The organism is Flavobacterium sp. UGB4466 (assembly GCF_903469665.1).
Classification (GTDB): domain Bacteria; phylum Bacteroidota; class Bacteroidia; order Flavobacteriales; family Flavobacteriaceae; genus Flavobacterium; species Flavobacterium lipolyticum.
Genome location: NZ_CAGKLC010000033.1, coordinates 1 through 21,897, shown reverse-complemented (window position 1 = coordinate 21,897; position 21,897 = coordinate 1). Strand labels below are relative to the sequence as shown.

The following is a 21,897-nucleotide window of genomic DNA, read 5'->3' as shown; positions in this document are numbered from 1 at the left end:
AGATAATTTTTGTTGCTCTGTAAAGGTCAATCTTCCCAGCCGCAAAGGGTGAGTCCAAGACCTTGTGCACGTTTAATAGACACTTTGGAAATTTCATTACGACAGGAAGTCAGACCGCGACAGTTTTCGTTGTAATGGTATTTTTTAGCACCTGTCGCTCCACAGATGTATACTTTGGTTTCAAATGGATGAAAAGAAGTTAATAGTACAAGAAAGAACAGTAAAGTGTATTTCATAATAATAGTTTTTATTCGGTTTCATAAAGTCCAACAGTATCGAGTAATTCCTTCCCGAACTGGTAAATATCGTCGATTGATGCAATCACGGTTTTTGTTTCATTTTTGTTATCATTAAAAAGACTGATGTATTTTTTTCCTCCGTTAAGATGAAGACGGCAGAGCGGTTTACGATTGTTATCGTCTAATAAAATTCCGAAATACGACTGGGTGTCACGATATACGATTCGGCTTGTCGGAAGTTTTTGTCTTAATATGGCAACTATAATGCGATATCCTTCTAATTCTTCCTCACTGGTGTAGATTTTACTTTCTTCTTCAAGGGGAGCAGCCTGTTCTTCCTGTTGCTTGATTGTTTCTTTGGTCAGCGCAGCATTTAAGCGATCGTTAATTCTCTCGTTAATATATTGACTGATGGATTTCTGAACCAAATCTTTAAACTCATCCATTACTTTTTCGGTTAATCTTCCGGTATAGACTTTACTGGCGAAAAGTTTGGTAAAATCGTTAGAAGGATTTTCAAGTTCTGCATTAATTTGCTTTTTGATTTCCTTGATGTATTTTAACGAACTTGCATTGCTAATGATATTATCAACATTAAAACTGCTTTTGTGAAACTTTGAAATTTCGCTGATCGTGTTTTCTTTGAGGTTGGTAATGTCAAATTCCAGAAATGGTTTTTCATCCATTTTGTTCTGATCGTCCAAATCAGTAAAAAACTGATAATTGATACCATTAGTCAAGAGAGCGAACCGGGTTTTGGTGACATGAAAGTAGCGGAACAATTGTGAGTTGTGTACCGTTAAGTTTTCTTTCCAGCTTTTACATTCCACAATTATAATAGGCTCACCATTTTGAAAGATAGCATAATCTACTTTCTCTCCCTTTTTTAAGCCCAGGTCGGCGGTAAATTCCGGAACAACTTCCAAGGGATTAAATGCATCATATCCCAATGCATGAATGAAAGGCAGGACAAAAGCATGTTTGGTAGATTCCTCAGTTTCAATTTTGCTTTTAAGCTGTGTGATTTTGTCTGCTAATGATTTGAGTTGAAGGTTAATTTCCATGGGTTCTATAGTTTAAGTTAGAGATTCAAAAGTAGAACCATTCAGATTCTGTATTTTACGGAAAACCATAATGTGAGGTGAAATTTCGGTAGGATGTTACCGTTTTTATAAATAGAAAAAAGAGGACGATAAAATTCCTCTTTCAATGTTTTAGTTTTGTTGATTTACGATTTGTTCAGAATAAAGTTTTTAATGATCTGATCCATGTTGGAAGGCAAATCAGCATTCTTGATTTCAAAACGGTTTACTTTCATTTCAGTGAACCATTTTGTCCAGTAGGCTTTAAGCACTTTTTCTTCGTATGGATTATTTTTGCCCGGATTAATTCCTAGAACCAGTATTTCGAGATTGGGTAAACTTTCTCCTATTTTAATAAAACCATAATCTTGTTCGTGTAATTTTTTATCCCAGTCTTTCGTGTTTAATTTGTTTTTTCGGATGAATTCAGGTGTAATATAAGTGGTTCTGTTTCCTTCGGCTATTACAGTGTTTTCATGATACATATAGCCATCGGTCAATACAATTAATATGTTTCTATATTCGTTTTTGATACATTGATCTTTTACTTTGGTATCAAGAAAGTTCCAAATATCTGAACCAATAAAATGATTGTCTTTTATGGCGGAATTATAGATTTTAGATGTTTGTGCTGTATAATTTGTATTGATGGAATTCAATAAGTTTTTAGAAGCATTATTTTTATCCATAACAATTCTCAAATTTTTAGCAGTTGTATTGATTTCAGGATCCAGAGGTTCAGGATTGAAAAACAGTTGCATTTTATCGTCAATCTGCCTTATTCTCTTAGATTTTAAATGTTGTGTAAAAGCTTCAGATACAGATTTTATATACCCCAGATCTCTTTGAAAATATTCCATTGTTGGATTTGGATTTTTCTCCAGACTGATTCTGTCTGATAAATCAAGAAGGATACTGATATTATAGTTTTCTGATACGGTATTTTTGGATGAGGTATCCTTTTCGCCTTTATCAGATTCCTGTTTGCAGGAGATAATCGAAATAAGCAATAAAAAAATTGCCATTAAGTTGAGACTATTTTTCATCGTTATTAGTTTTTAGAATAGACTAATTGTTGAAAATCAGGGTCAACCAGGTTTAATCTGTTTAAGTGTTCTTCAGAGGAAAGTTCGCAGTTCTGTAATAATTCACTTTTTTCGTTGTAGGGAAGTGCTATTTCAGTACTAATAGCCTGAAACCATCCTTCTTTGTATTGATGATGATAATGAAGATATTCTTTTACAGGAAACACAAAACCATCTATTTTAGATTGTAATTCTGAAATTTTTCCGTTGATGGTAACATTCTGTTGTTTGAAATCATTGATTTTGTTGAGGTATTCTGCTTTTAGTTTGTCTAAATCGAGAAGGTTCTCCTTTTTACCTCTGATGAAAGCTCTGATTTTGTCAATGTTTTCAAATTCTTTCATGACAAAATCAAAAACAAGTCCCCAGATGATATAGACTACAAATCCGGCAAAGATGATCATCCAAAATTCAGCTTCACCTAATGCAATGTTCAGGTTGTAAGGAGCGGAATCTGTAGTTTTATTAAATTCATATATTTTTTTCTCAATCTGATAGGCCAGTAAGGCATCAAATAAAAAGGTGGTGACAAATAAAGCAATCATTCTTAAAATGTTTTTTATACCTTTTCCTTTTTGTACCATATGAATTACATATCCTAATCCCATAAAAACAAAGGGAATGGTAATGACCAAAACACCTTCGAGCCAGCTTGCTTCAAAAGAATTGGTTAAAGCGTTTGCATCAAAAATAGCAGCCGTGAGACTATCATTGGCAAACTCTTTGAAAAAAGCAGAGTAGGATGCCGAAATATAAAACACCAGTACATAAAGTGTAATTGGAAGTAATAGAAACAAACCAATATAGAATTGGGCTTTAAGGCCTTTTCCATCTTCAATTCCGTATTTATCAGGATTGCGTTTTACTTCGATTATTTCCTCTTTTATCTGATCGATTTCGTCATTGATATCCTGCTCTTTTTTTTCATAAATACCAATGGCCGCTTCTGACTTTTTGAGTTCGGTTCGGTTTTTTTCCTGTTCTTCTTTGTAAGGCTGCTTTAATCGGTCTTGCTCCAGCTTTTGTTTTCGGCACTGGTCTTCAAAACTCATATACAAATTTTGTAAACAGGCTTTTAGAACAATTGGTTTTCCCGTCGCTTTTATAGAGGCCGCAAACCCACTTTGATAGTAGGTTATTCTAATTTGCTCGCGATCATTTTCATTTTCCTCAAGAGTATTTGCCTGAGTATCGTCTGCTTTTTTTAAACTAAATAGTTGTGTAAGTGATTTCATTAGTTATGAATTTAGCTGATTAATAATTTCTTGTTTTCCGATGTTTTTTTGAACACAATCAATGAGATAATCGGAGAGTTCATTAATGTTTTCGTCCCGAAAATTAAATTTCCTACAGTATTTTTTGAGCATATTAAGTTCGTCTTCAGTGACTTTTCCATCGGCCCAAATGATTCTTGTAAAATCATACAGATACTCTATTCTGGTACTTACTTCTTCAGGAATAATTAATTCTGTGTTAATTGGATTTAGAAAAAGTTTGTCTAATTCCTCTCTGGGAATTCCGCGTTCGTCTGCAAAGTGATATAACATTTGCAGTTCTAATACGTCAAACTGATCGTCGGATAATGCCATTTGATACAATCTCAAAAAGTGGCTTTTAAGTTCTAGTGTTATCATCGTTTATCATGGTTTATTTTAAAGATTCGCAAGCTTTACCGTTACCGTCCCGATCGAGGTTTTTGTAGCAGTTTCTGTTACTGTCATAAGTAGCCTGAGCCTGAGCCTGAGTGGTAAAATCACCACAAGTTTTGGTTGGACAGTTTGAGTTTGAATCCGATGATTCTGAACAAGAAACAGCCAATCCGAATGTCATTGTGATAAGTAATAGTAACATACAGCCGCTATTCTTTTTTGAATAAGATCTTGATCTTGTATTGGTAAAATGCGCTTGGACATATGTCCCGTCTTTTTTAAAGTAACCTTTTCTGTATCCCATAATTATAAATGTTTTATTGTAAAAATTAAAAATGATATAATTCCCGTAAATGCAATTAGTGTAATGCATCCGCTATTTTGATATCGTAGTCCTGATATTCCGGTCTTCACAGAATAACCACTTTTGCTGAATGTTCCCATTTTAGTTCTTAAACTGGGAGAAATTCCGGATCTGCTTAAGTTTAAGCCAAAACCTCCTCCTAGTTTTATTCTTTTTTGAAATCGAAAGCCCATGATGAAAATTATCTTTTGTGACATTCACGACAGCAATAGGCACAACCGTCAGAGTTGGGATAAATTTTTTTGGATTGGCCAACGGCATCTTTGCAGTTTGAAAAAATGCCTAGGAATGTTTTGCTTGCAATTGATTTAAAATAAGGACATTCATCAGTATGAACTTCGTGATCTCCGCTCTTTTGTTCTGTGTCATTTACGTAATAAGTTTTCATTGTTTTTGAGTTTAAATGGATTTATAATTCAAACTTAAATCTATTTGAAACCAGTATTTTACGGAAATCCATAATCCATTAAATTTATATTCAGGCCATAAAAAAAGCCCCTGAAGGAGCTTTGATAGTATAGTGAGTAGAAGAAACTTTTAGATAATTCCCATGTCTTTGGTAATGGTAACCAAATGAATCGTATTATTTGCCTTAAAAAAGTCTTTAAGTTTTGACAATCTTTTTTCTACGGCACTTTTACTATTGGGTTTAATATCGGTGCTTTTAAAAATTTCTATGATTTCATCCTGTGAAGTTCCGGCTGATAAGTATTTCAGAATTTTAATATCGACATCATCAATTTCGAAGTTGCTTTTTTCCTGAAGTGCAGAAGCGACTTCGGGTGAAATAAACTTTTGATCTGTGGTCGAGATGATGTGAATCGCTTTTTTTAGTTCTTCGATGCTATTCAGACCTTTTGCTACAAAAGCATCTATTTTTGCATTTTCAAAAAGGGATTTAATGCGGTAGCTTTTATCTTCGACCGAATACGCAATGATCTTAATGTTGGGCTGTAATTCTCGTACTTTTTGAACCAGTTCATCTCCGTTAGCAATTTTTACTTCGCGATGATCTGTCTTGAAGGAAAGATCACTAATAAGCAAATCATAAGGCTCATCATCCTGAATGGCTTTGCGCATTTTTAGAAAGGCTTCATCACAATATTTTGATTGTTGAAAATGGTTGATATTTAAATCCTTCAGGACTTGTTCAATTCCTAAATTCATAGTATCAAGATCTTCGGCAACTAGTACTTTTTTAAACATAAGTTATTTATTTAGGCAGTGTTATTTTTACTTTAAAACCTTTGTGGGGTTCAGTGTCAAAAGTAATAGTTCCTTTTGTGGCCAGAATACGGTTTTCCATATTTTGAAGGCCATTTTTGATTATTTTATCTTTTTCACAACCTTTGCCATTGTCAGAGTATTCAATAAGTATTTTGTTGGCAGTATTTTCAAATTTCAAAACGACTACTAATGCCTCGCTGTGCTTTTTCATATTGACCATTAATTCTTGTAGAACCCTATGTACAGCAACTTTTTTGATATCATCAACTAAATCCCAGTTTACTTTTTCAATATTATTAATAATGACATTGGTACTGGGGCTGTTATATGTCGAAAGCATTTCTTTTAAGTTAACCGCATAATTGGCTTTCGTATCAATTTCATTATTTTCTCTTGAAATTCCACGAACCCGATTGTAGATCTGATCCAGTTTCTGAATTAAATTGTCTTTTATATGGGTACTTTCCAGGGACTGTGTTTGCGTAAAGGTGATGGTATTAAAAACATCATTTGCCAATTCGTCATGAATGTCTTTGGCAATCCGGGTTTCGGTATCGTATGCCGCTGTTAATTTTTCGATTCGGTTTCGGTTTTGATAAAATTTTCTCAAATACAATAATAAAAGACACAAAGCAGCGATTCCTATTATAAAAAACGCTCTTTGGTATTTGGCTTCCTGAATTGAAAGTAAGTTCTCGGCTCTTTCTAAACGAAGTTTCTGATTTTCATCTTTCTCTTTTTTAGAATCGTACTTAATTTTGGCAAACTTATTTTTAAAATTGTTTCGGATCTTAATAATACTGTCGTTTAAGAAAATGAACTTTTGGGCATACTGTACGTTTTTAATTCCGGAATCATTAGACATTAACAAGGACAAAGCCTTTAAGCGTTCATCAACACTATTGAAATGTGTTGCAAGCTGATAGGCTGCCTGAGCATATTGGTTAGATTTTTGGGAATTTGATTTGGAATAAAATTCGGCTAAATGTAGATTACTTTCGATACTTCCGTAGAAATCTTCGCTCTGAGTTCTCATTTTATGCCCTTCGTTCATCAGGGAGTATCCCTTTTCCGTCTCACCCATTTTAAAATAGGCATAACCCAGATTGTCTAAAACCCTTGCTTTTTTAGGAGGTTCCTTATCTAAGAGTTTTTTATCCAATATGGTGTTTAAGATATTGATTGCTTCAGTATATTTTTTCTGCTGAATGTAAACAACGGCAATATTATTTAAAGGAGATTGTCTGGACGAATCATCGGTACAGTCTTTTAAAGCTTCTTTATAGAAGAAAATAGCGTCATTATAGATAGAGAGTTCTTTGTCAGCAATGCCAAATAAATTATTAATGGCAGCACTATACACATCTTTCTTTTTGAGATAAGGCAGTGCTTCGGTTAAGGTTTCTTTGCTGCCGTAATAATCTCCGTTGATCTGCTGTATATTAGCCATCTGAATCAGGCTGTACACAATATTGGCACTGTCTTTTAAGGTTTCGCAGGCTATTTTTGCTTTATTGTATTGGTAGAATGCAGTATTAAATTTTTTATTCTGAAAATTCTCCATCCCTTTACTGAGATACCCTCTGGCCTCTTTTTTAGTTGAGGTAGTATCAACAGTATCGACGGTTTTTTCTTTGCAGGAAAGAAGCAGCAGGAAAAATAAAAAATAAAAAAAAGGGGATCGTACCATAAAAGTTACTTTCCCCTAAAAATACTAATTAATTGTAAATGTAATAATCTAATTTACTATTATTTTGTTGGTGGCGGCGGTGGCGGAACCGTTATGGGTTGATCTCCGGGACCGTCAGCATATGCAGGTACTGCAGGTTTGTCATTTGTTTTTGCTGTATCGTATTCGTCAGCGGTGCAAGAGTATAACATAGTTGTCAATAGGGTACAAGCTCCCCAAAATAATATCTTTTTCATGTCGAAATTTTTTAGATTGGTTATAGGCGTGCCTGTTCAGAACTATTCTGAATCATGTTTGGGCAATGCCAATTTTGGTGGGAAGTGAAGTGCGTAGGCCGTAAAATTTTCATTTATACTTCCCGGGATAAACTCCGTTTTACGGTTTTCCGCACTTTTTAATTGAACTAGTTTAGTACTTTTGTTTTTGACCTGCAGATCAAAACGTTAACTGATTCTGAAGGCAAAGTAACGACGCTTGTAAGCCTGTATTGATACGGAATTCCGGGAACTCTTAATAAGTTTTTTCAAATCCTAAAAAATCCTAAAAAGTCATAGAAAATTCCAAAAAAACAAAAGCCTATGCCAAACAATACACCAAATGATTATAAAGAAGCAATTAGAATTAAATTTGAAAGAGAGAAAGATGATGGGATTTACTCCGATTATTTGAGTAACCCTTCACAAGCTAGTTTGAGAGATTTATGTTGGAGGATTTTTAAATCTGATATTATCAACTCAGATGATTTAGCGATATATTATAATTTTTTCAAATTTAACTTTGACCCAAATAATGAGAATACTTCCACTAGTTATACTGATAAGTTTAAAAAGGTTGGAGATTTTTTAAAAAGAGAAAAAGAACCAGCAAAAATAGATACTGTAAATCTAGCAGGGATCTTGGTAGGGTTCGAATTAAGACCTTATCAAAAATTTAATAGAAGTTTAAGGAATGAGGGTAAAGAACCTGTTAATGATTCTAATAATGGAGAGCCATCAAGTGATGTAGAAGAAATAATGAGAGGTTGTAATCTGCCTCAGTCAGATCCTGATGAAAAAGGAGAAAAGAATGAAAGTGGTGTAGATAAAAACACTGAATTGGTATTAGTACAAAAGAAATCAGAGGGAGCAATAGCAATCTATTTGTTTAAGAGTTTTATAGAAAAGATTTGTTATAAGTTTTCCAAAAGAGTCTTGAGGACGATTTCTATTACTGTCATTATTTTTTTGTGCGGATTTTTGATCAGTCATTATGCTTTTCCTGATAAAGAATGTATGCAGTGGTCAGGGGATCATTATGAAATGGTAGATTGTGATCTAAAAATACAAGGCCTGGTTAAGTCTGCAAATATTGAAATATTAGACCCAACGCTTGTCCATCTTAAAAAGATTAAGGTTTGTGATACGACCACTTATTTTGATAAAAATGGAGTAGCGATTATATGGTATGCTAAGACGGCAAATGGAGTTGATTTTTTTGATGCGCACGGCAGACATCCGGAGAATAATAGTCCGTTGAGACCGGTAACACGTTATATTTTGAATAAGTATGTAAGAAGTGACACCGGAAAGTAATTTTAAAGCCGGATCTAAAATAGTTCAGACTGATTTTTTATTTTTTTAAGGAGAAAAGCAAAAACGGAAATAACTTTAAAAAGTCATTTCCGTTTTTTTTATGCATTTGAATTTGAAAAGTTGGAGTATATTTAGGTAGACAATGTTAACCCTTTTTCTTTAAAATTACTGAAAAGAACCTGTCTTGCATTGCTGATCGTTTCTTCTGTACGGTAAATGCTGCACCAGAATTTTATCTGCAATTTGAATTTTCCATCTGAGATAGAACTGTAATAAATCTGAGGAACTTTTGTAGTATTGACCAATGCCATGCTTTCAAGAGACTCCAGAATAATAGCATTGATTGCTTCGGGAAGAACATCACCGGTAACTTCGGCTGTAATTTCAACGAGTTTAAAATTATCAGTATACGTCCAGTTGGTAATATTTTGTGACAATAAGTTACCATTTGGGATAATGATTTCGGCACCGTTTGAGGAATTGATTTTAGTGGTACGCAATCCCATGGATTTTACCCGGCCGGATTCGGAACTAATGTCGATGACGTCTCCAATCTGGATTGGTTTGTCAAAAATTAAAATAATACCCGAAACAAAGTTGTTAACCACATTCTGAAGTCCAAGACCCACACCGACACCCAAGGCTCCCAGTAAGATGCTTAGTTTGTCCAGTGGCATTCCTGAAGCAGCTACAGCTAAAAGATAACCACTTATTAAAACGACAAGTCTTGTGATGAGTAATTTAGAATGCTGTCTTTTATTGATGGTTTCTTCGTTTTCATCGTCAACTTCTCCAAAGAAATAAGCCACATAGTTTTGTAGTAAATGAGCAACCCAAATAATGATAAAGAACAACACTATATTCCCGAGAGTAAAAGTGATACTTCCAATCGTATTTGGATGACTTAGTAGTGAACCCAAACCGGTACGCAAAGATTCCCAAATGTTTAAATTGGCTGCGATGACCACAATCCACATATAACTGATTACAATAATGAATGGTCTTTTTAGCGTATCGGACAGACTTTCATGATCAAAAATCTTTTCGATACCACGCTTAATTCGGGTGGTATAAATTTGCAAAAGAATGATTTCTAATACGATTTTTAAGAGTACGCTGAGTGCTACAATTTGCGTGAGTGATATAAAGGCGGTTAGGCTTAACATATTCGCAAGAGAGACTCTTCCCAAAAGATTATCGATAAGGGATAAAACATTTAAACCGATAAAAATGATGGTGGCCCATTTAAAAAAACCTTTGATGTAAAGCTGTTCTTTTAACGTTTTAATTTGTACTAAACCGTATCGTATTCCTAAAATATTAATCACAATAAAGGCGCTGCGCTGTAGAAAGCCAACCGGGATAAACAAATCCAGAAAGCATAACATAAAAAATAAGACTAACAGAAACAACCAGTTTCGCATCGCGACACCCGACCATTTGTTTTTGAAAAGCACGGTTAAAAGCCCCAGAAGAACCAATTGAATTGACTCAATAAACAGGGCAGGAGCGTATAGATTGCTTACCACGGCAATGTTAAGACCAATGACAGCCACTGGAACCACCACTCCTCGATTTAAGTATTTAAAATTAAACTGAGTCAGATTTTCAGCATGTGCATTATTGTTGAGGTATTTTAAATTACGGGAAATGTACCAGCCCAGTAATCCCATCAGTAAAACCAGTGTAATTAAACCGCCGGCTCGGTAACTTAAATAATACTCTGCGACGTTTTCTTCAATTATTATTTTGGCTTTGATGTTTTTGCCTACGATCTTTTTTGCAACAGAATCGTTTGTACTCCATAAAACTGGGTACTCTTTTTTAAGCATACTGATTCCGGATTTTTCCAGTTTGCTTTCTACAGTAATTAAGGCATTTGATACGGCAATTTTTCGTTCAACGGTTAATCGTTTATTATGGTTTAAAATCCCCTGATTTTTGGTCATCAGACTGTCGGTACTCAGGTATCTTCTTTTTAGATTCACAAATTCACTTTTAAATTGCTTGCGTCGAAGAGTATCTTTCAAAAGTCCCATCAAAGTTTTGTCCTTGCGCAAATCAATTACCCTGTTTTTGATTTTTTCAAGTGCCAGATTGCGCGAGTTTATGGCTGTATTTTGTTCGTTGAGTTCCTGCTCAATTTCTTTGAGTACGATACGATACATTTGTTGGTTGCGTACGTTTGGATTTGCACCTTTTAAGCTGGCCAGGATTAGATCAAGTTTACTTTGTGTTCCTTTGATTTCACTAAACAAACGATGGCTGTTTCCATCAAATTCAGTATCGTTATGGGCAGATTCCAAAACCTCTCCGGCTTTTTCGATTGCTATTAGATAGTCACTGTCCGTAGTCGTTTCTTCAAATAGTTTTGATTTCGTTTCTGCTTTTGGAGGAGTAGTTTGAGAATAGGCAATCGGTGTATTAATAAAGACAGCCAGTAAGGCGATTACACTGATGAAATTTCTTTTCAGGATCATAATTTGGGATATGAATTAAGGTTCAAATGTAATTTTTTTTAAAGTATTTATAATGTCGGATGCAATAAAATTTGGTTAAAGGAGATCTAACAGTTTTACATAAAGTTTTATGGTGTTTATTTATTAAACACATAGAAACATAGATTAAGAATGCTAAAAAAGTCGTTTACTTAACATAAATTCTCATAGGCAGGTTATATCAGGGATTTTTAGTTTCGTTATAGAGTATAAACTATGTGTGAAAATCATGATTTTTTTGAATAGTCTTCACGAATAATAATTAAATCTCTGTTTCTATGTGTTTCATAAAATGTATGCTGAATAATTTCCAAAGATCTAAAAATAGTATATTCGTAGTAGTATAACCGAAATACCAAAACAATTCGAAAATGGAAAATATTACTGTAATCATCATGTTGCTATTTGGAGTCGCTTTTTTGAGTCTCGTTAGTAAAAAGTACAACTTTCCAATTCCGATTGTACTGGTGCTTTGTGGTGTGGTGATTAGTATTATACCCGGGCTTCCGGTAATTGCTTTGAGCCCTGAGGTGGTTTTTATTATCTTCTTGCCACCGCTTTTATACCACGCCGCCTGGTACACAAGCTGGTCCGATTTTAAACAAACAATTCGTCCCATCACTCTGGCAGCTGTTGGTTTAGTACTTTTTACTACAGTAGCGGTAGCCTTTGCAGCTCATATGCTCATTGATGATATTTCCTGGCCTTTAGCCTTTCTTTTGGGGGCGATAGTTTCACCGCCGGATGCCGTTTCTGCGACTTCCATTACTAAAGGATTGGGTTTACATCCCAGGTTTATTGCAATTCTAGAAGGGGAAAGTCTGGTGAATGATGCCAGCGGTTTGGTAGCGTACAAATACGCATTAACCGCCATTACAGCCGGTAATTTTGTGCTATGGCAGGCTGGATTAAACTTTGTTGTGATGTCGGTAGCGGGAATCGCAATCGGTTTGGCTGTGGGGTATATCATGTGTTATATTCACAAAAGATTTGTCTGTGATGAGGTGATCGAAGCTACTTTGACTTTGCTAACGCCTTTTGCCTCTTATTTAATAGCAGAGCATTTTGAATGTTCGGGAGTTTTGGCCGTAGTCGCTACCGGACTTTATTTGTCAGCCCGATCCGGAACTATTTTTACGCATGAAAGCCGAATTATGGCCGGAACGATTTGGAGTGTTTTGACCAATATTTTAAATGGTTTGATCTTTATCCTAATCGGACTTCAGCTGAGACAAATTATTACCGGAATTGGAGATTACTCCGGTTGGTCCTTGTTTGTTTGGGGGGCTTCGATAAGTGTAGTGGTGATTTTGGTTCGGTTTTTATGGGTGGTTCCGGCAACTTTGCTTCCGAGAATGCTCAGTAAAAGAATCCGTCTGAAAGAAGAATTTGATTATCGCAACATGATTATTTTCGGCTGGTCCGGAATGCGAGGGGTAGTATCCATGGCGGCCGCGCTGGCTTTACCGTTAATGATGAATAAAACAACCGAATTCCCCTTGCGAAACCTCATCATTTATTTGGTATTTTGTGTGATACTTTCCACTTTGGTCATTCAGGGACTTACTTTACCGTGGCTGATTAAAAAGTTAAAAGTGCAGCCCTATTCGATTCTTGCCGAAGAATATGAAATCCGAAATACCATCGTTTCGCAAACCATAACGCATATCGAGGATAATTTTTCGTTACTCAACGATGATTTATTGCACAACATAAAAAGTAAATATGAAGTCAAATTCAATCGTCTTCAAAAAACGGAGCTCCCAGCCAATTTCTTCGGAAAAGGAAAAGTTTTGGGAGGGGAGATTTTCAATGATTTTACTAAACTGCAGATCGATCTTTTAAACATAGAACGTGATAAACTCGAATTGATGCACAAAACAGGCTCTGTTCACGAAGAGATTTTCAGGAAAATTGAAAAGGAACTGGATTTGGAAGAGACCCGTTTGTGGATGGAGATGTATGAAGAGTGATTTTTACTTTTTGTAACATAAAGTTTTATAATAGCGATACAAATGGTCGTAGACAACAAGCTCATAGGTTCTTTGTTTAGAAGTATATTGCCTGTTAATCATCATATGAATATGGCTCGATAAAAAATCATCTATGGGAATTTGAATTTTATCGATTATTTCAAAAACCTTTTTCTCGATAAGATTTGATTTTCTATTGACAATAGAAAAGATTTCAGGAAAATTATCCTGATTTTCAGCTTCCAGAAAAAGTTTGATTTGCGGATACAGTGATCGGTAATGGATATCCATTTCCTTTTTCTGAATTTTACCTATTTCAAATTCTTCTTTAAAAGCAATTTGAAGTTTATCCATTAAAGTTAATTTTTCCGAATTTGACAGCCTGAACGAATTAAGGAAAGAATCAACCATCAAAAGGCTAAAACAAATAGACGTTTCTTTTGCCAGGAAAGAAGTTTTCAGACTCAGATAGCTTAAAATCATTTTACTGTCTTTCCAGAATAGAAATTCAGAATCATAGATGGTCTTTTTACCATACCGTTCAATTTCTCTTTGATAGGTATCGGTTTGGATTTTCCAAATTATATTTTCATCCAGAAGTTCTTTAAAAATAGGATAAAATGAATTGATGAGTGCGGTCATATTTTCAGCGTCGTCTATTAAAAAACGAATTCGCAGATGTTCCTCAGGATCCCGATATCGAATAAAAAACCACTTTTGGATTTTTTTCTTTTTTTCTAAGTAGGTTATAACAGGGGCTAATTTTTCAATTAAAATATAATCAGCTGTTTTTACACCGGTATAAATTTTATAATACAACCACTGACTGCCTAAACAAGAATTTCTCTGCATTTTTATTCTTTGTAAAATGATAGTATAAATTGATTGCAATAACCAGCTGTGTTTTGATTTTGTACGACAGATTTTTTCGTAAACAGGAATTCTTCCAAAGTGATTTTGTCTTTATTTTTGACTGAATTTAAAAATAGTTCAACTCCTATTTGGGTTTCAAAATCAAACAAAAGTGTATGGTCATGATTAGCCCAATTGACATAACGGGGAATATTTCTTTGGGAACGCCATTTTAAAAAATCTTCCAAAAGCTGTTTATCGTTCATTTTAGAAAAAGGCATAATTTCTTCTTTTACTACAATCCACTTGGCTTTTGATAAAATGATATCGCGATACAGTACTCTTGGAAAATAGGTGTAATGATTTCTTAAGACTCCCCAATCAAAAGAATAAATCGGTTTGGTATGCTGAGACTGTAAATCACATAAAAAATGATAAAGTGGCAGCGAATTTTTAGCAAAATTATGAGCGTTTGACAAACAGGGAATGATCTTTTTCTGGTGCTTTTTAGAAAACAGAATTATGGTATCATTTTCTATAGAAATCCACAGATCATTTAAAGGAATGGTATCATTTTCGGGCACTCCGGATTTTGCTAAATAGCTGATTTCATGTTTTCGTAAAACAGGCCTGCGTAAAATATTTCCCGTTCTGGATTCAGGAACATGTACCACCTCTGCCATTATCCGATTGGCATGAAAAACCTCTTCTTTTTCTATGATTTCCCTGGTTAGTTTATGGATGGATGCATTACCGTTGCAGAATCGTCCTAATAGTTTGGCTGCGCTTACATTTCCGGAAGATTCAATTACAATTTTTTCCTCATTTAAAACTTCAAATAGTACAGAAAATGTGGCCGGAGCGTTACTAAAATCAGTATTGAAGTTGGGAAAATCTTTCTCCGTTAACGAAATTTCTGTCCCTCCTTTTATCAGGCACTCTTGTATCTTTTTCTGAAGAATATAATCATAAGATGTCCAAAGTTCGTTTTGGTTCTCCGTTTCTTTAGACTTAAGAGAAAGAAACTCTAAAACCTCATGATTGTCATTCATTTCTTGATTCTGCAGATAACCAATTCCAATTTCGGTATCCAGAACGGTTGTCAATGGCATTACTCTGCTTTCGTATCTTTGTGTAAATGCTTTTTTGAAACTTTCCTGATTCTGAAACTTCTCTTTCATTTGAATACCATTCAAAAACTCAACGGCCCTTAATACTTTTTGGGAAACATTTTTGTTTAAAGTATTTACTGAGGTACTTGAATTTAGATCGGTTTGAAAAAGATACTTTTCATCAAAGTCAATTTCAAGACGTTTTATGTTGTTTTTAATTTTCTGATAGGTCTTTTCAGTAGGAACAAGTTTTTTATCTAAGGAAAGAAGCTCTTCCAGAATTTTTTCTAACATTTGATATTCGTTCTCCAGAGCCGGAATTTTTTTCAAAACATCTAAAATCCTTTCCCCGTTGTCAATTCCTGTAACAACAGCATCCAATTCACTTACCAAAAACTGAAAATCAATAAGTTTTAAAACATATTCATGAGCTTCTTGTTTTTCATCTTCGTCATCCGACAAAAACGTGACCATTTCTTCAACAGTCATCCCTTGTTGTATGGAGTCAAGCAGTTCTGTTAGTAGGGTAGCTACTCGTAAGGCCGAAATACTGTGTTCCCGCTTTGTCTCTATACTTTTGTATTCGATGTAACGATAAAAATCTCCAATTTTGTAAATACTATTGTTAGGGTAATATTTCAAATGTGGAATTACTTCCTTTTTTTTGGAAATTTCCTGAAGCAGCATTACCCAGAATTGCATATCAAATTGAGTAAAACGTTCAAACCTGTCTGTATCTTCCAGAATAATTTTCGTTTCAGCAGCTGTTCTCCCCACGGAACAGCCCGAAAAAAGTCCAAAAGGAGTACACCTGGAGGACATTCTGGCCAAATATTTTAAGAATGTTAGTTCTAACTTTTTTGCCTTTTCAACAGACAGGTTTGAATCGGTTTTCACCCATTTATCCAATTCTTTTGTCAAATCCGGAGAAGCTAAATGAATAGCTTCCCGAATGAGTGGATTTTGATATTGTAGTTTTGCTTTTTCAGCCGAATAATTTTCCACTGTGCTGAGGTATAAAGACAATGGAAATAAGGGAGTTCTTAATACATAAGCATCAAAGGATGCTATCTTGAAATTCGATGTCATTTTTTCTTTTTGCTGACTTTTTCAGCAAGTTTCATAGCATTGTAAACATTTAAAACCTTACCTGATTTAGACAATTCTGAAAAAGGAACTTTTTTGTCTTCTGTACCTGGAACAATAACTTCGATATCATAAGCCGTTCCCGAATCTAGTATAATTTGTTTTACCTCAGCAGCAGTAAGTTTAGGATAATAGGACCATATTAATGCAGCTGTTCCGGAAACCATTGGGGCTGCCAATGAAGTTCCTGAATCAGATTCGTAGGCATTATTCTTGGCTGTAGTGTAAATTTCTTCTCCAGGGGCGAACAAATCCACATTTACTTTACCATAATTTGAAAAACTAGATACGAAAGTGCTGTCTAATCGTGAAGATATTGAACCAACATTTATAAAATTATTGCAAATTTCAGAAGTTTCTTCAAAATTACTGTCACTTGGGTAATATGGATTTTTATCTGTATCAAAAGAATTATTCCCTGAACTATGGACCAGTAACACATTACGTTTTTCAGCGTATTTAAAAGCATCTGAAACCCAGTTTTGATGGATAGAGAATTCTTTTCCGAATGACATATTGATTACTTTTGCTCCATTATCGACTGCATAATAAATAGCCATAGCAATGTCTTTGTCATGTTCATCTCCTGAAAAAGAAATAGCAAGAGGCATAATTTTAATATTTTGAGAAAAACCTTTTACGCCTTTATGATTATCTCTATTGGCAGCTATGATTCCTGATATTTTAGTAGAATGCCCTTGGATATTCTTAAAGCCATTTTTAAGAATACTAATACGACCGGAGCCATATCCTTTTTCAAGTACATTAGGATTATCTCCTATTAATAATCTTTCATTATAGTCTAAGTTTAAATTTTTATTTGTAACTGAATCAACTTCCCTTTCCGTTTCCTTCATCTTTTCAAGGGTTTCTTCACCATATTCAAATCTAGTTTTCATAAAACCGATCATTGCACCTATATCCCGATCATCGTCCACTCTTCTTTGTCTAAAGGTTTTGTCATTTATTTTATGTATCTTATATAAACTATCTAGTTGCTTGTAGCTATAATCTTCATTTGGGAAATAGTGTTTTAAGCTATCTTTTACAATCGGAAACATGTTTACGCTATACTTTGAAGCTTGTAACCAATTTTGATAGTCAGATTTTTCTCCTTCATAGATTTTTAAAGCTCTAAGATATTCTCTGTATTTTGGCAAATCATCAGATTTAATTTGATCCAAGGTTTTATTTTTGAATAAATTTCCCCATTCTCTAATCAGTCTGACATATTCAAAATTTCCCCAAACAATATAATCCCCATTTTTATTTGAGGTAAAATTCCAACCGTTTACATCATCAACGTATCCATTATGGTCGTCATCTATTCCATTGTCTGGAATTTCTTTTGTATTAAACCAAATTTTATCTTTTAAATCCTCATGATTTTTATCAATCTGTGTATCAATTACAGCAACGATAATTGTATTTTTAGGATTCTTCTTATTTTGATTGTACCATTTATCTAGTGAAATTCCGGGAACTCCATCTAAAGCATAATCTTTTTGATACCAGTTTTTAAGTTCTGAAGATGTTAATTCTGTTCTAATAGAATTAATTGTAGAAGCACTTAAATTTTGTTTGCTTTTACAGCCAATTAAAAATAATAGTAAACCCAAAAAAAGGTATACTTTTACTAATGTTCCCTCACTAGCAATTTGCTTTTTCTTCATTTTTTGTTTTTACTGATTTTTTCAGCAAGTTTCATAGCATTGTAAACATTTAAAACCTTACCTGATTTAGACAATTGTGAAAAAGGAAGTTTTTTGTCTTCTGTACCAGGAACAATAACTTCGATATCATAAGCCGTTCCCGAATCTAGTATAATTTGTTTTACCTCAGCAGCAGTAAGTTTAGGATAATAGGACCACATAAGTGCTGCTGTTCCTGAAACCATTGGAGCTGCTAATGAAGTCCCTGAATCAAATTTATAGGTATTGCCAGCTGCAGTGGTGTAAATTTCGTTTCCGGGAGCAAAGAGATCAACATTATACTTACCGTAATTAGAAAAAACAGAAACAAAATTCTCATTTAACTTATTTGTTGTGGAGCCTACATTAATGAAGTTATGACAAATTTCAGGCGTGCCATCAAAATTAACATCACTAGGATAAGCAGGATTTTTATCAACATCAGAAGCGTCATTTCCGGCAATATGTACCAGTAAAACATTATGTTTTTCAGCATATTTAAAAGCTTCAGTGACCCATTTTTGCCTTAACGAAAATTCTTTTATAAAAGACATATTTATCACTTTTGCACCATTGTCAACAGCATAATAGATAGCCATTGCAATATCTTTATCGTGTTCATCTCCCGAATAAGAAATAGTAAGTGGCATAATTTTTACATTTTCTGCAATCCCTTTAATTCCCAGATTGTTGTTTCTGTCAGCGGCAATAATCCCTGAAACTTTTGTATTATGATCCTGAAAAGATCTGTGTCCTGCTTTAGAAATGCTTATATACTTGCTACCATAGCCTTTATCTAATATGTTTGGATTGTCTCCAATAAACTTTCTTTCATCAAAATTGATATTCAGATTTTTATTAACAATGGAATCGGTTTGTATTTTACTCTCGATAACCTCGGATAATGTAGTTTCATATGACTCCAGTCTAAACATCAGAAAACCAATCATTGCTCCCAGATCTCGGTCATCATTTTCTCTTCGCTGGCGAAAGGTTTTATCATTTATTTTATAAATCTTGTACAAACTGTCCAGTTGTTCAAAAGTATAATCCTCTTTTGGAAAATAGTGTTTCAAGCTGTCTTTCGCAACGGGAAAAATTTTAGTACTATATTCTAAAGATTTTAATCTATTTTGATAATAACTCAATTCTTCTTCCAACTTTTTTTTCGCCCGAAAATATTCTTTATAATCAGATAAGTCACTTTTTGAAATGCTGTTTTCTGTCTTATTTTCGAACTTGTTTTTAAATTCTCTTATTAACCTGATATATTCAAAATTTCCCCAAACAACATAACTGTCTTTTTTTGCAGCAAAATTCCACCCCTGCGTATCGTCTACGAATCCATTATGGTCGTCGTCAAGGTTATTGTCGGGTATTTCTTTTGTATTTGTCCAAATTTTTTCTTTCAAATCCTCATGATTCTTGTCAATCTGTGTATCAATTACAGCAACGATAACTGTATTTTTAGGTTTCTTTTTATTTTGAATGTACCATTTATCTAGCGAAATTCCAGGTACAGTATCTATTTTATAATCTTTGGTGTACCAAGTTTCTTTCGAATCTTTTGGTTTTTTCGAATTGATCGTAATTTTTGAAGGTTTACATCCAGATAATATAAGAAAAAGAGAACAGATGATATATATATATTTCATTATGAGTTTGGTTAATCTTGCTTTTTTTTAGGATCGCAACGACGACTAGTTCCTGTACCTGTATCTGGATCGTCACCCCCGCCAATAATCAAATACATATTCTTTAATTTTGCAAATTCCATTTTTTCTAAATCGAATTTTTTACTATCTTTTTTAGTTGTCTCAATTTTCATTTTTGCTCTTTTTAATAGTTGTACTGCAAATATAAATTTTGTCAGAAAAGATAATGTCTAATACAAAAAACTATTTATCGAAATTCAGGAATTTCGATATTAAATCTACTGATTAATATTGATTAATAAGTAGTTGTGTTTTTTCTTAATTCTTCTAATTGTTTGATAAAGTAAACCGGTTTGATGCCGGTTTTTTTATAAAACGCAGTTGAAAATGATTCCGCATTATTAAAACCGAACTCAATAGCTAATGCCTGAATGGTGTATTTCTGTAATTTAGGATCTTCTTTTAAAGATTCTAAAGCATGTTCGATTCTTAGATCATTAATATATTGTATAAAAGTTTTTTCCTTATAGGTATTGACTACTTTAGATACGTATTTACTATTCGTTTCAAAAGTATCAGATAAGGACTGAACGGTAATGTTTGATAATAAGTATCCTTTGGTTAGTTCAAAGTGAGTTAGCTTTTTTAATATCTGTTCAACTAGTTCTTCATTGATGCCAATATTTTCGACTCCGGATTTAGCTGTATTGATTTCTTTTTTATTCATTTCAACGGTTTGTATCTCATTATCAGTTGATTTGGCCATTATTTTTTCAAATTGAGAGGACTGTCTCTTTTTGATACGATACTGATAGGCTCCAAAACTTATTGCGATAATTACCAATAGAAATAATAAACCAATACTCCAATACGATTTGGTCTGATCGTTGGTAAGTGATCGTATCAGGTTCTCTTTTTCTAAAATTAAATTGGGAGTATCGTATTCTTTTTGCAGTTTTTTAGTGAGTTCTTTATAATTGGTTTGTAGAACACTGTCAATATGCATGTATTGTGTAAGGTACTTTAATTGATTTTCTTTATCTTTTTTGTTTTTAAAGTAAGAAATCAAATAAAGATACCCACTTGTAAACTCTGGCGTAATTTTTTTTGTTTTGTCATAAATGGAATCTACTTTTACAAAATTTTCAACGGCCAGCTCCTTTTTTCCTAACCCATCATAGGCCTTACCTAAATAATAATAAGCCGCTAAAGTGTTTCCTGTGTCTTTATCGTAAATTACTTGTGGTAAAGCTTTATTGATACTGTCTATAGCTGTTTTGTATATTTTCTTTTCTACAAAATTAGCCCCTTCATTTAACACAAAAAGGGCATTATACCCATAATCTTTGGTGAGTTTTGATTCCCGATATCCTAATTTATTATAGTAAGTTGCTGAATCTGATTGTTTCAAGGCTTTGAATGCATCAGCTAATGCAAATAAAACATCCTGATAGGAGTAGGAGTATTTTGGATCTCGTACCTCTTTTTCTTTATAATAATTAAAACATTCTTTGTATAGTTTTAGAGCTTCGGTTATTTCACCTAATTCTTCAGATCTCAAAACCGCTATCGAAAACTTTACTTTATAATAAAAATCAGGATTATTTCTTTTGGCAATACGTTCAGCAATCAAAAAATTATCGATAGCTTCTTTATATTTTGACTGAGACTTTAATACATAGGCTTTGCTGGAATAAGCATAAGCAGGATACTTTGAATCGTTTAAATTTTTGCTGTATGAAATGGAGCTGTCTAAATATTTTATTGCTACTTCGTTAGTTGATATTAATGAAATCAAATAAGCACCTCTTGCTTTTTCAATGGGATTATTTTCGCTTTTTGCTTTGTTATAAAAAGCATTAGCATACTCGAACTGCTTTTTTTTATTTCCTTCGTTATTCCAAAATGTGTCTTTAAGTTCTTTGTAAGAAAGTCCTACTGTGGCTTTTTTAGGATTTTGTGCACATAAGAGAGCAGTAAAGAGTAATAAAAAATTAAGATTGTAGCGCATATAAGGAATCATAACTATTTGATTTCTTACAAAAGTATAGTTTATTGCTAAA

General features: G+C 33.7%; 20 protein-coding genes. 2 read left to right on the top strand and 18 right to left on the bottom strand.

What is annotated here, in order from left to right; translation table 11 throughout:
* Nucleotides 1-26: 26 nt before the first annotated feature.
* The 11 genes from JO950_RS10465 to JO950_RS10415 form a co-directional block, all read right to left on the bottom strand.
* Nucleotides 27-236, bottom strand: coding sequence for a hypothetical protein (locus JO950_RS10465; protein ID WP_202702588.1), 210 nt, complete (start codon nucleotides 234-236; stop codon nucleotides 27-29).
* 11 nt (nucleotides 237-247) lie between these two features.
* Entirely contained in the window at nucleotides 248-1,303 is a 1,056-nt protein-coding gene (locus JO950_RS10460; RefSeq protein ID WP_202702587.1) for a type I restriction endonuclease, read from the bottom strand.
* 164 nt (nucleotides 1,304-1,467) lie between these two features.
* Nucleotides 1,468-2,367, bottom strand: a complete 900-nt coding sequence (locus JO950_RS10455; RefSeq protein WP_202702586.1) for a hypothetical protein — start codon at nucleotides 2,365-2,367, stop codon at nucleotides 1,468-1,470.
* 5 nt (nucleotides 2,368-2,372) lie between these two features.
* Nucleotides 2,373-3,641 carry an ABC transporter permease gene (locus JO950_RS10450; RefSeq protein WP_202702585.1) on the bottom strand — a complete coding sequence of 423 codons (1,269 nt, stop codon included), beginning with the start codon at nucleotides 3,639-3,641 and terminating at the stop codon, nucleotides 2,373-2,375.
* 3 nt (nucleotides 3,642-3,644) lie between these two features.
* Entirely contained in the window at nucleotides 3,645-4,040 is a 396-nt protein-coding gene (locus JO950_RS10445) for a hypothetical protein (protein WP_202702584.1), read from the bottom strand.
* A 13-nt stretch (nucleotides 4,041-4,053) separates the two neighbouring features.
* The gene (locus JO950_RS10440) at nucleotides 4,054-4,359 is read right to left on the bottom strand and encodes an excalibur calcium-binding domain-containing protein (protein ID WP_237732334.1); all 306 of its coding nucleotides are present in this window, start codon (nucleotides 4,357-4,359) and stop codon (nucleotides 4,054-4,056) included.
* Between the two features lie 2 nt (nucleotides 4,360-4,361).
* Entirely contained in the window at nucleotides 4,362-4,592 is a 231-nt protein-coding gene (locus tag JO950_RS22465) for a DUF4236 domain-containing protein (RefSeq protein WP_370528118.1), read from the bottom strand.
* 8 nt (nucleotides 4,593-4,600) lie between these two features.
* Nucleotides 4,601-4,807 (bottom strand): hypothetical protein, encoded by a 207-nt coding sequence (locus JO950_RS10430; protein ID WP_202702582.1) that lies wholly within the window; start codon nucleotides 4,805-4,807, stop codon nucleotides 4,601-4,603.
* A 149-nt stretch (nucleotides 4,808-4,956) separates the two neighbouring features.
* Entirely contained in the window at nucleotides 4,957-5,625 is a 669-nt protein-coding gene (locus tag JO950_RS10425; RefSeq protein WP_202702581.1) for a response regulator, read from the bottom strand.
* A 7-nt stretch (nucleotides 5,626-5,632) separates the two neighbouring features.
* Nucleotides 5,633-7,336 (bottom strand): tetratricopeptide repeat-containing sensor histidine kinase, encoded by a 1,704-nt coding sequence (locus JO950_RS10420; protein WP_202702580.1) that lies wholly within the window; start codon nucleotides 7,334-7,336, stop codon nucleotides 5,633-5,635.
* Nucleotides 7,337-7,395: 59 nt separating this feature from the next.
* Nucleotides 7,396-7,572 carry a hypothetical protein gene (locus JO950_RS10415; RefSeq protein WP_202702579.1) on the bottom strand — a complete coding sequence of 59 codons (177 nt, stop codon included), beginning with the start codon at nucleotides 7,570-7,572 and terminating at the stop codon, nucleotides 7,396-7,398.
* Between the two features lie 342 nt (nucleotides 7,573-7,914).
* Between JO950_RS10415 and JO950_RS10410 the strand changes: the two genes are divergently transcribed.
* Complete coding sequence (locus tag JO950_RS10410) at nucleotides 7,915-8,907, top strand: hypothetical protein (protein WP_202702578.1); 993 nt, start codon at nucleotides 7,915-7,917, stop codon at nucleotides 8,905-8,907.
* A 131-nt stretch (nucleotides 8,908-9,038) separates the two neighbouring features.
* Here the strand turns inward: JO950_RS10410 and JO950_RS10405 are convergent, their stop codons facing one another.
* Entirely contained in the window at nucleotides 9,039-11,387 is a 2,349-nt protein-coding gene (locus JO950_RS10405; RefSeq protein WP_202702577.1) for a mechanosensitive ion channel family protein, read from the bottom strand.
* Between the two features lie 389 nt (nucleotides 11,388-11,776).
* On the opposite strand from JO950_RS10405, the gene JO950_RS10400 reads away from it, so the two are divergent.
* Nucleotides 11,777-13,378: a Na+/H+ antiporter gene (locus JO950_RS10400; RefSeq protein WP_202702576.1), complete on the top strand. Its 1,602-nt coding sequence runs from the start codon at nucleotides 11,777-11,779 to the stop codon at nucleotides 13,376-13,378.
* Nucleotides 13,379-13,381: 3 nt separating this feature from the next.
* Here JO950_RS10400 and JO950_RS10395 read toward each other — a convergent pair whose 3' ends face one another.
* The 6 genes from JO950_RS10395 to JO950_RS10370 form a co-directional block, all read right to left on the bottom strand.
* Complete coding sequence (locus tag JO950_RS10395; RefSeq protein WP_202702575.1) at nucleotides 13,382-14,230, bottom strand: thiopeptide-type bacteriocin biosynthesis protein; 849 nt, start codon at nucleotides 14,228-14,230, stop codon at nucleotides 13,382-13,384.
* Between the two features lie 2 nt (nucleotides 14,231-14,232).
* Entirely contained in the window at nucleotides 14,233-16,431 is a 2,199-nt protein-coding gene (locus JO950_RS10390) for a lantibiotic dehydratase family protein (RefSeq protein ID WP_202702574.1), read from the bottom strand.
* Entirely contained in the window at nucleotides 16,428-18,161 is a 1,734-nt protein-coding gene (locus JO950_RS10385; protein ID WP_202702573.1) for a S8 family serine peptidase, read from the bottom strand. Before JO950_RS10385 ends, JO950_RS10390 begins: the two co-directional genes overlap by 4 nt.
* Nucleotides 18,158-19,834, bottom strand: a complete 1,677-nt coding sequence (locus JO950_RS10380; protein WP_202702572.1) for a S8 family serine peptidase — start codon at nucleotides 19,832-19,834, stop codon at nucleotides 18,158-18,160. Before JO950_RS10380 ends, JO950_RS10385 begins: the two co-directional genes overlap by 4 nt.
* 11 nt (nucleotides 19,835-19,845) lie before the next feature.
* Nucleotides 19,846-20,007 (bottom strand): hypothetical protein, encoded by a 162-nt coding sequence (locus JO950_RS10375; protein WP_202702571.1) that lies wholly within the window; start codon nucleotides 20,005-20,007, stop codon nucleotides 19,846-19,848.
* 122 nt (nucleotides 20,008-20,129) lie between these two features.
* The coding region (locus JO950_RS10370) for a helix-turn-helix domain-containing protein (protein WP_237732333.1) at nucleotides 20,130-21,897 on the bottom strand (1,768 nt) is incomplete at its 5' end.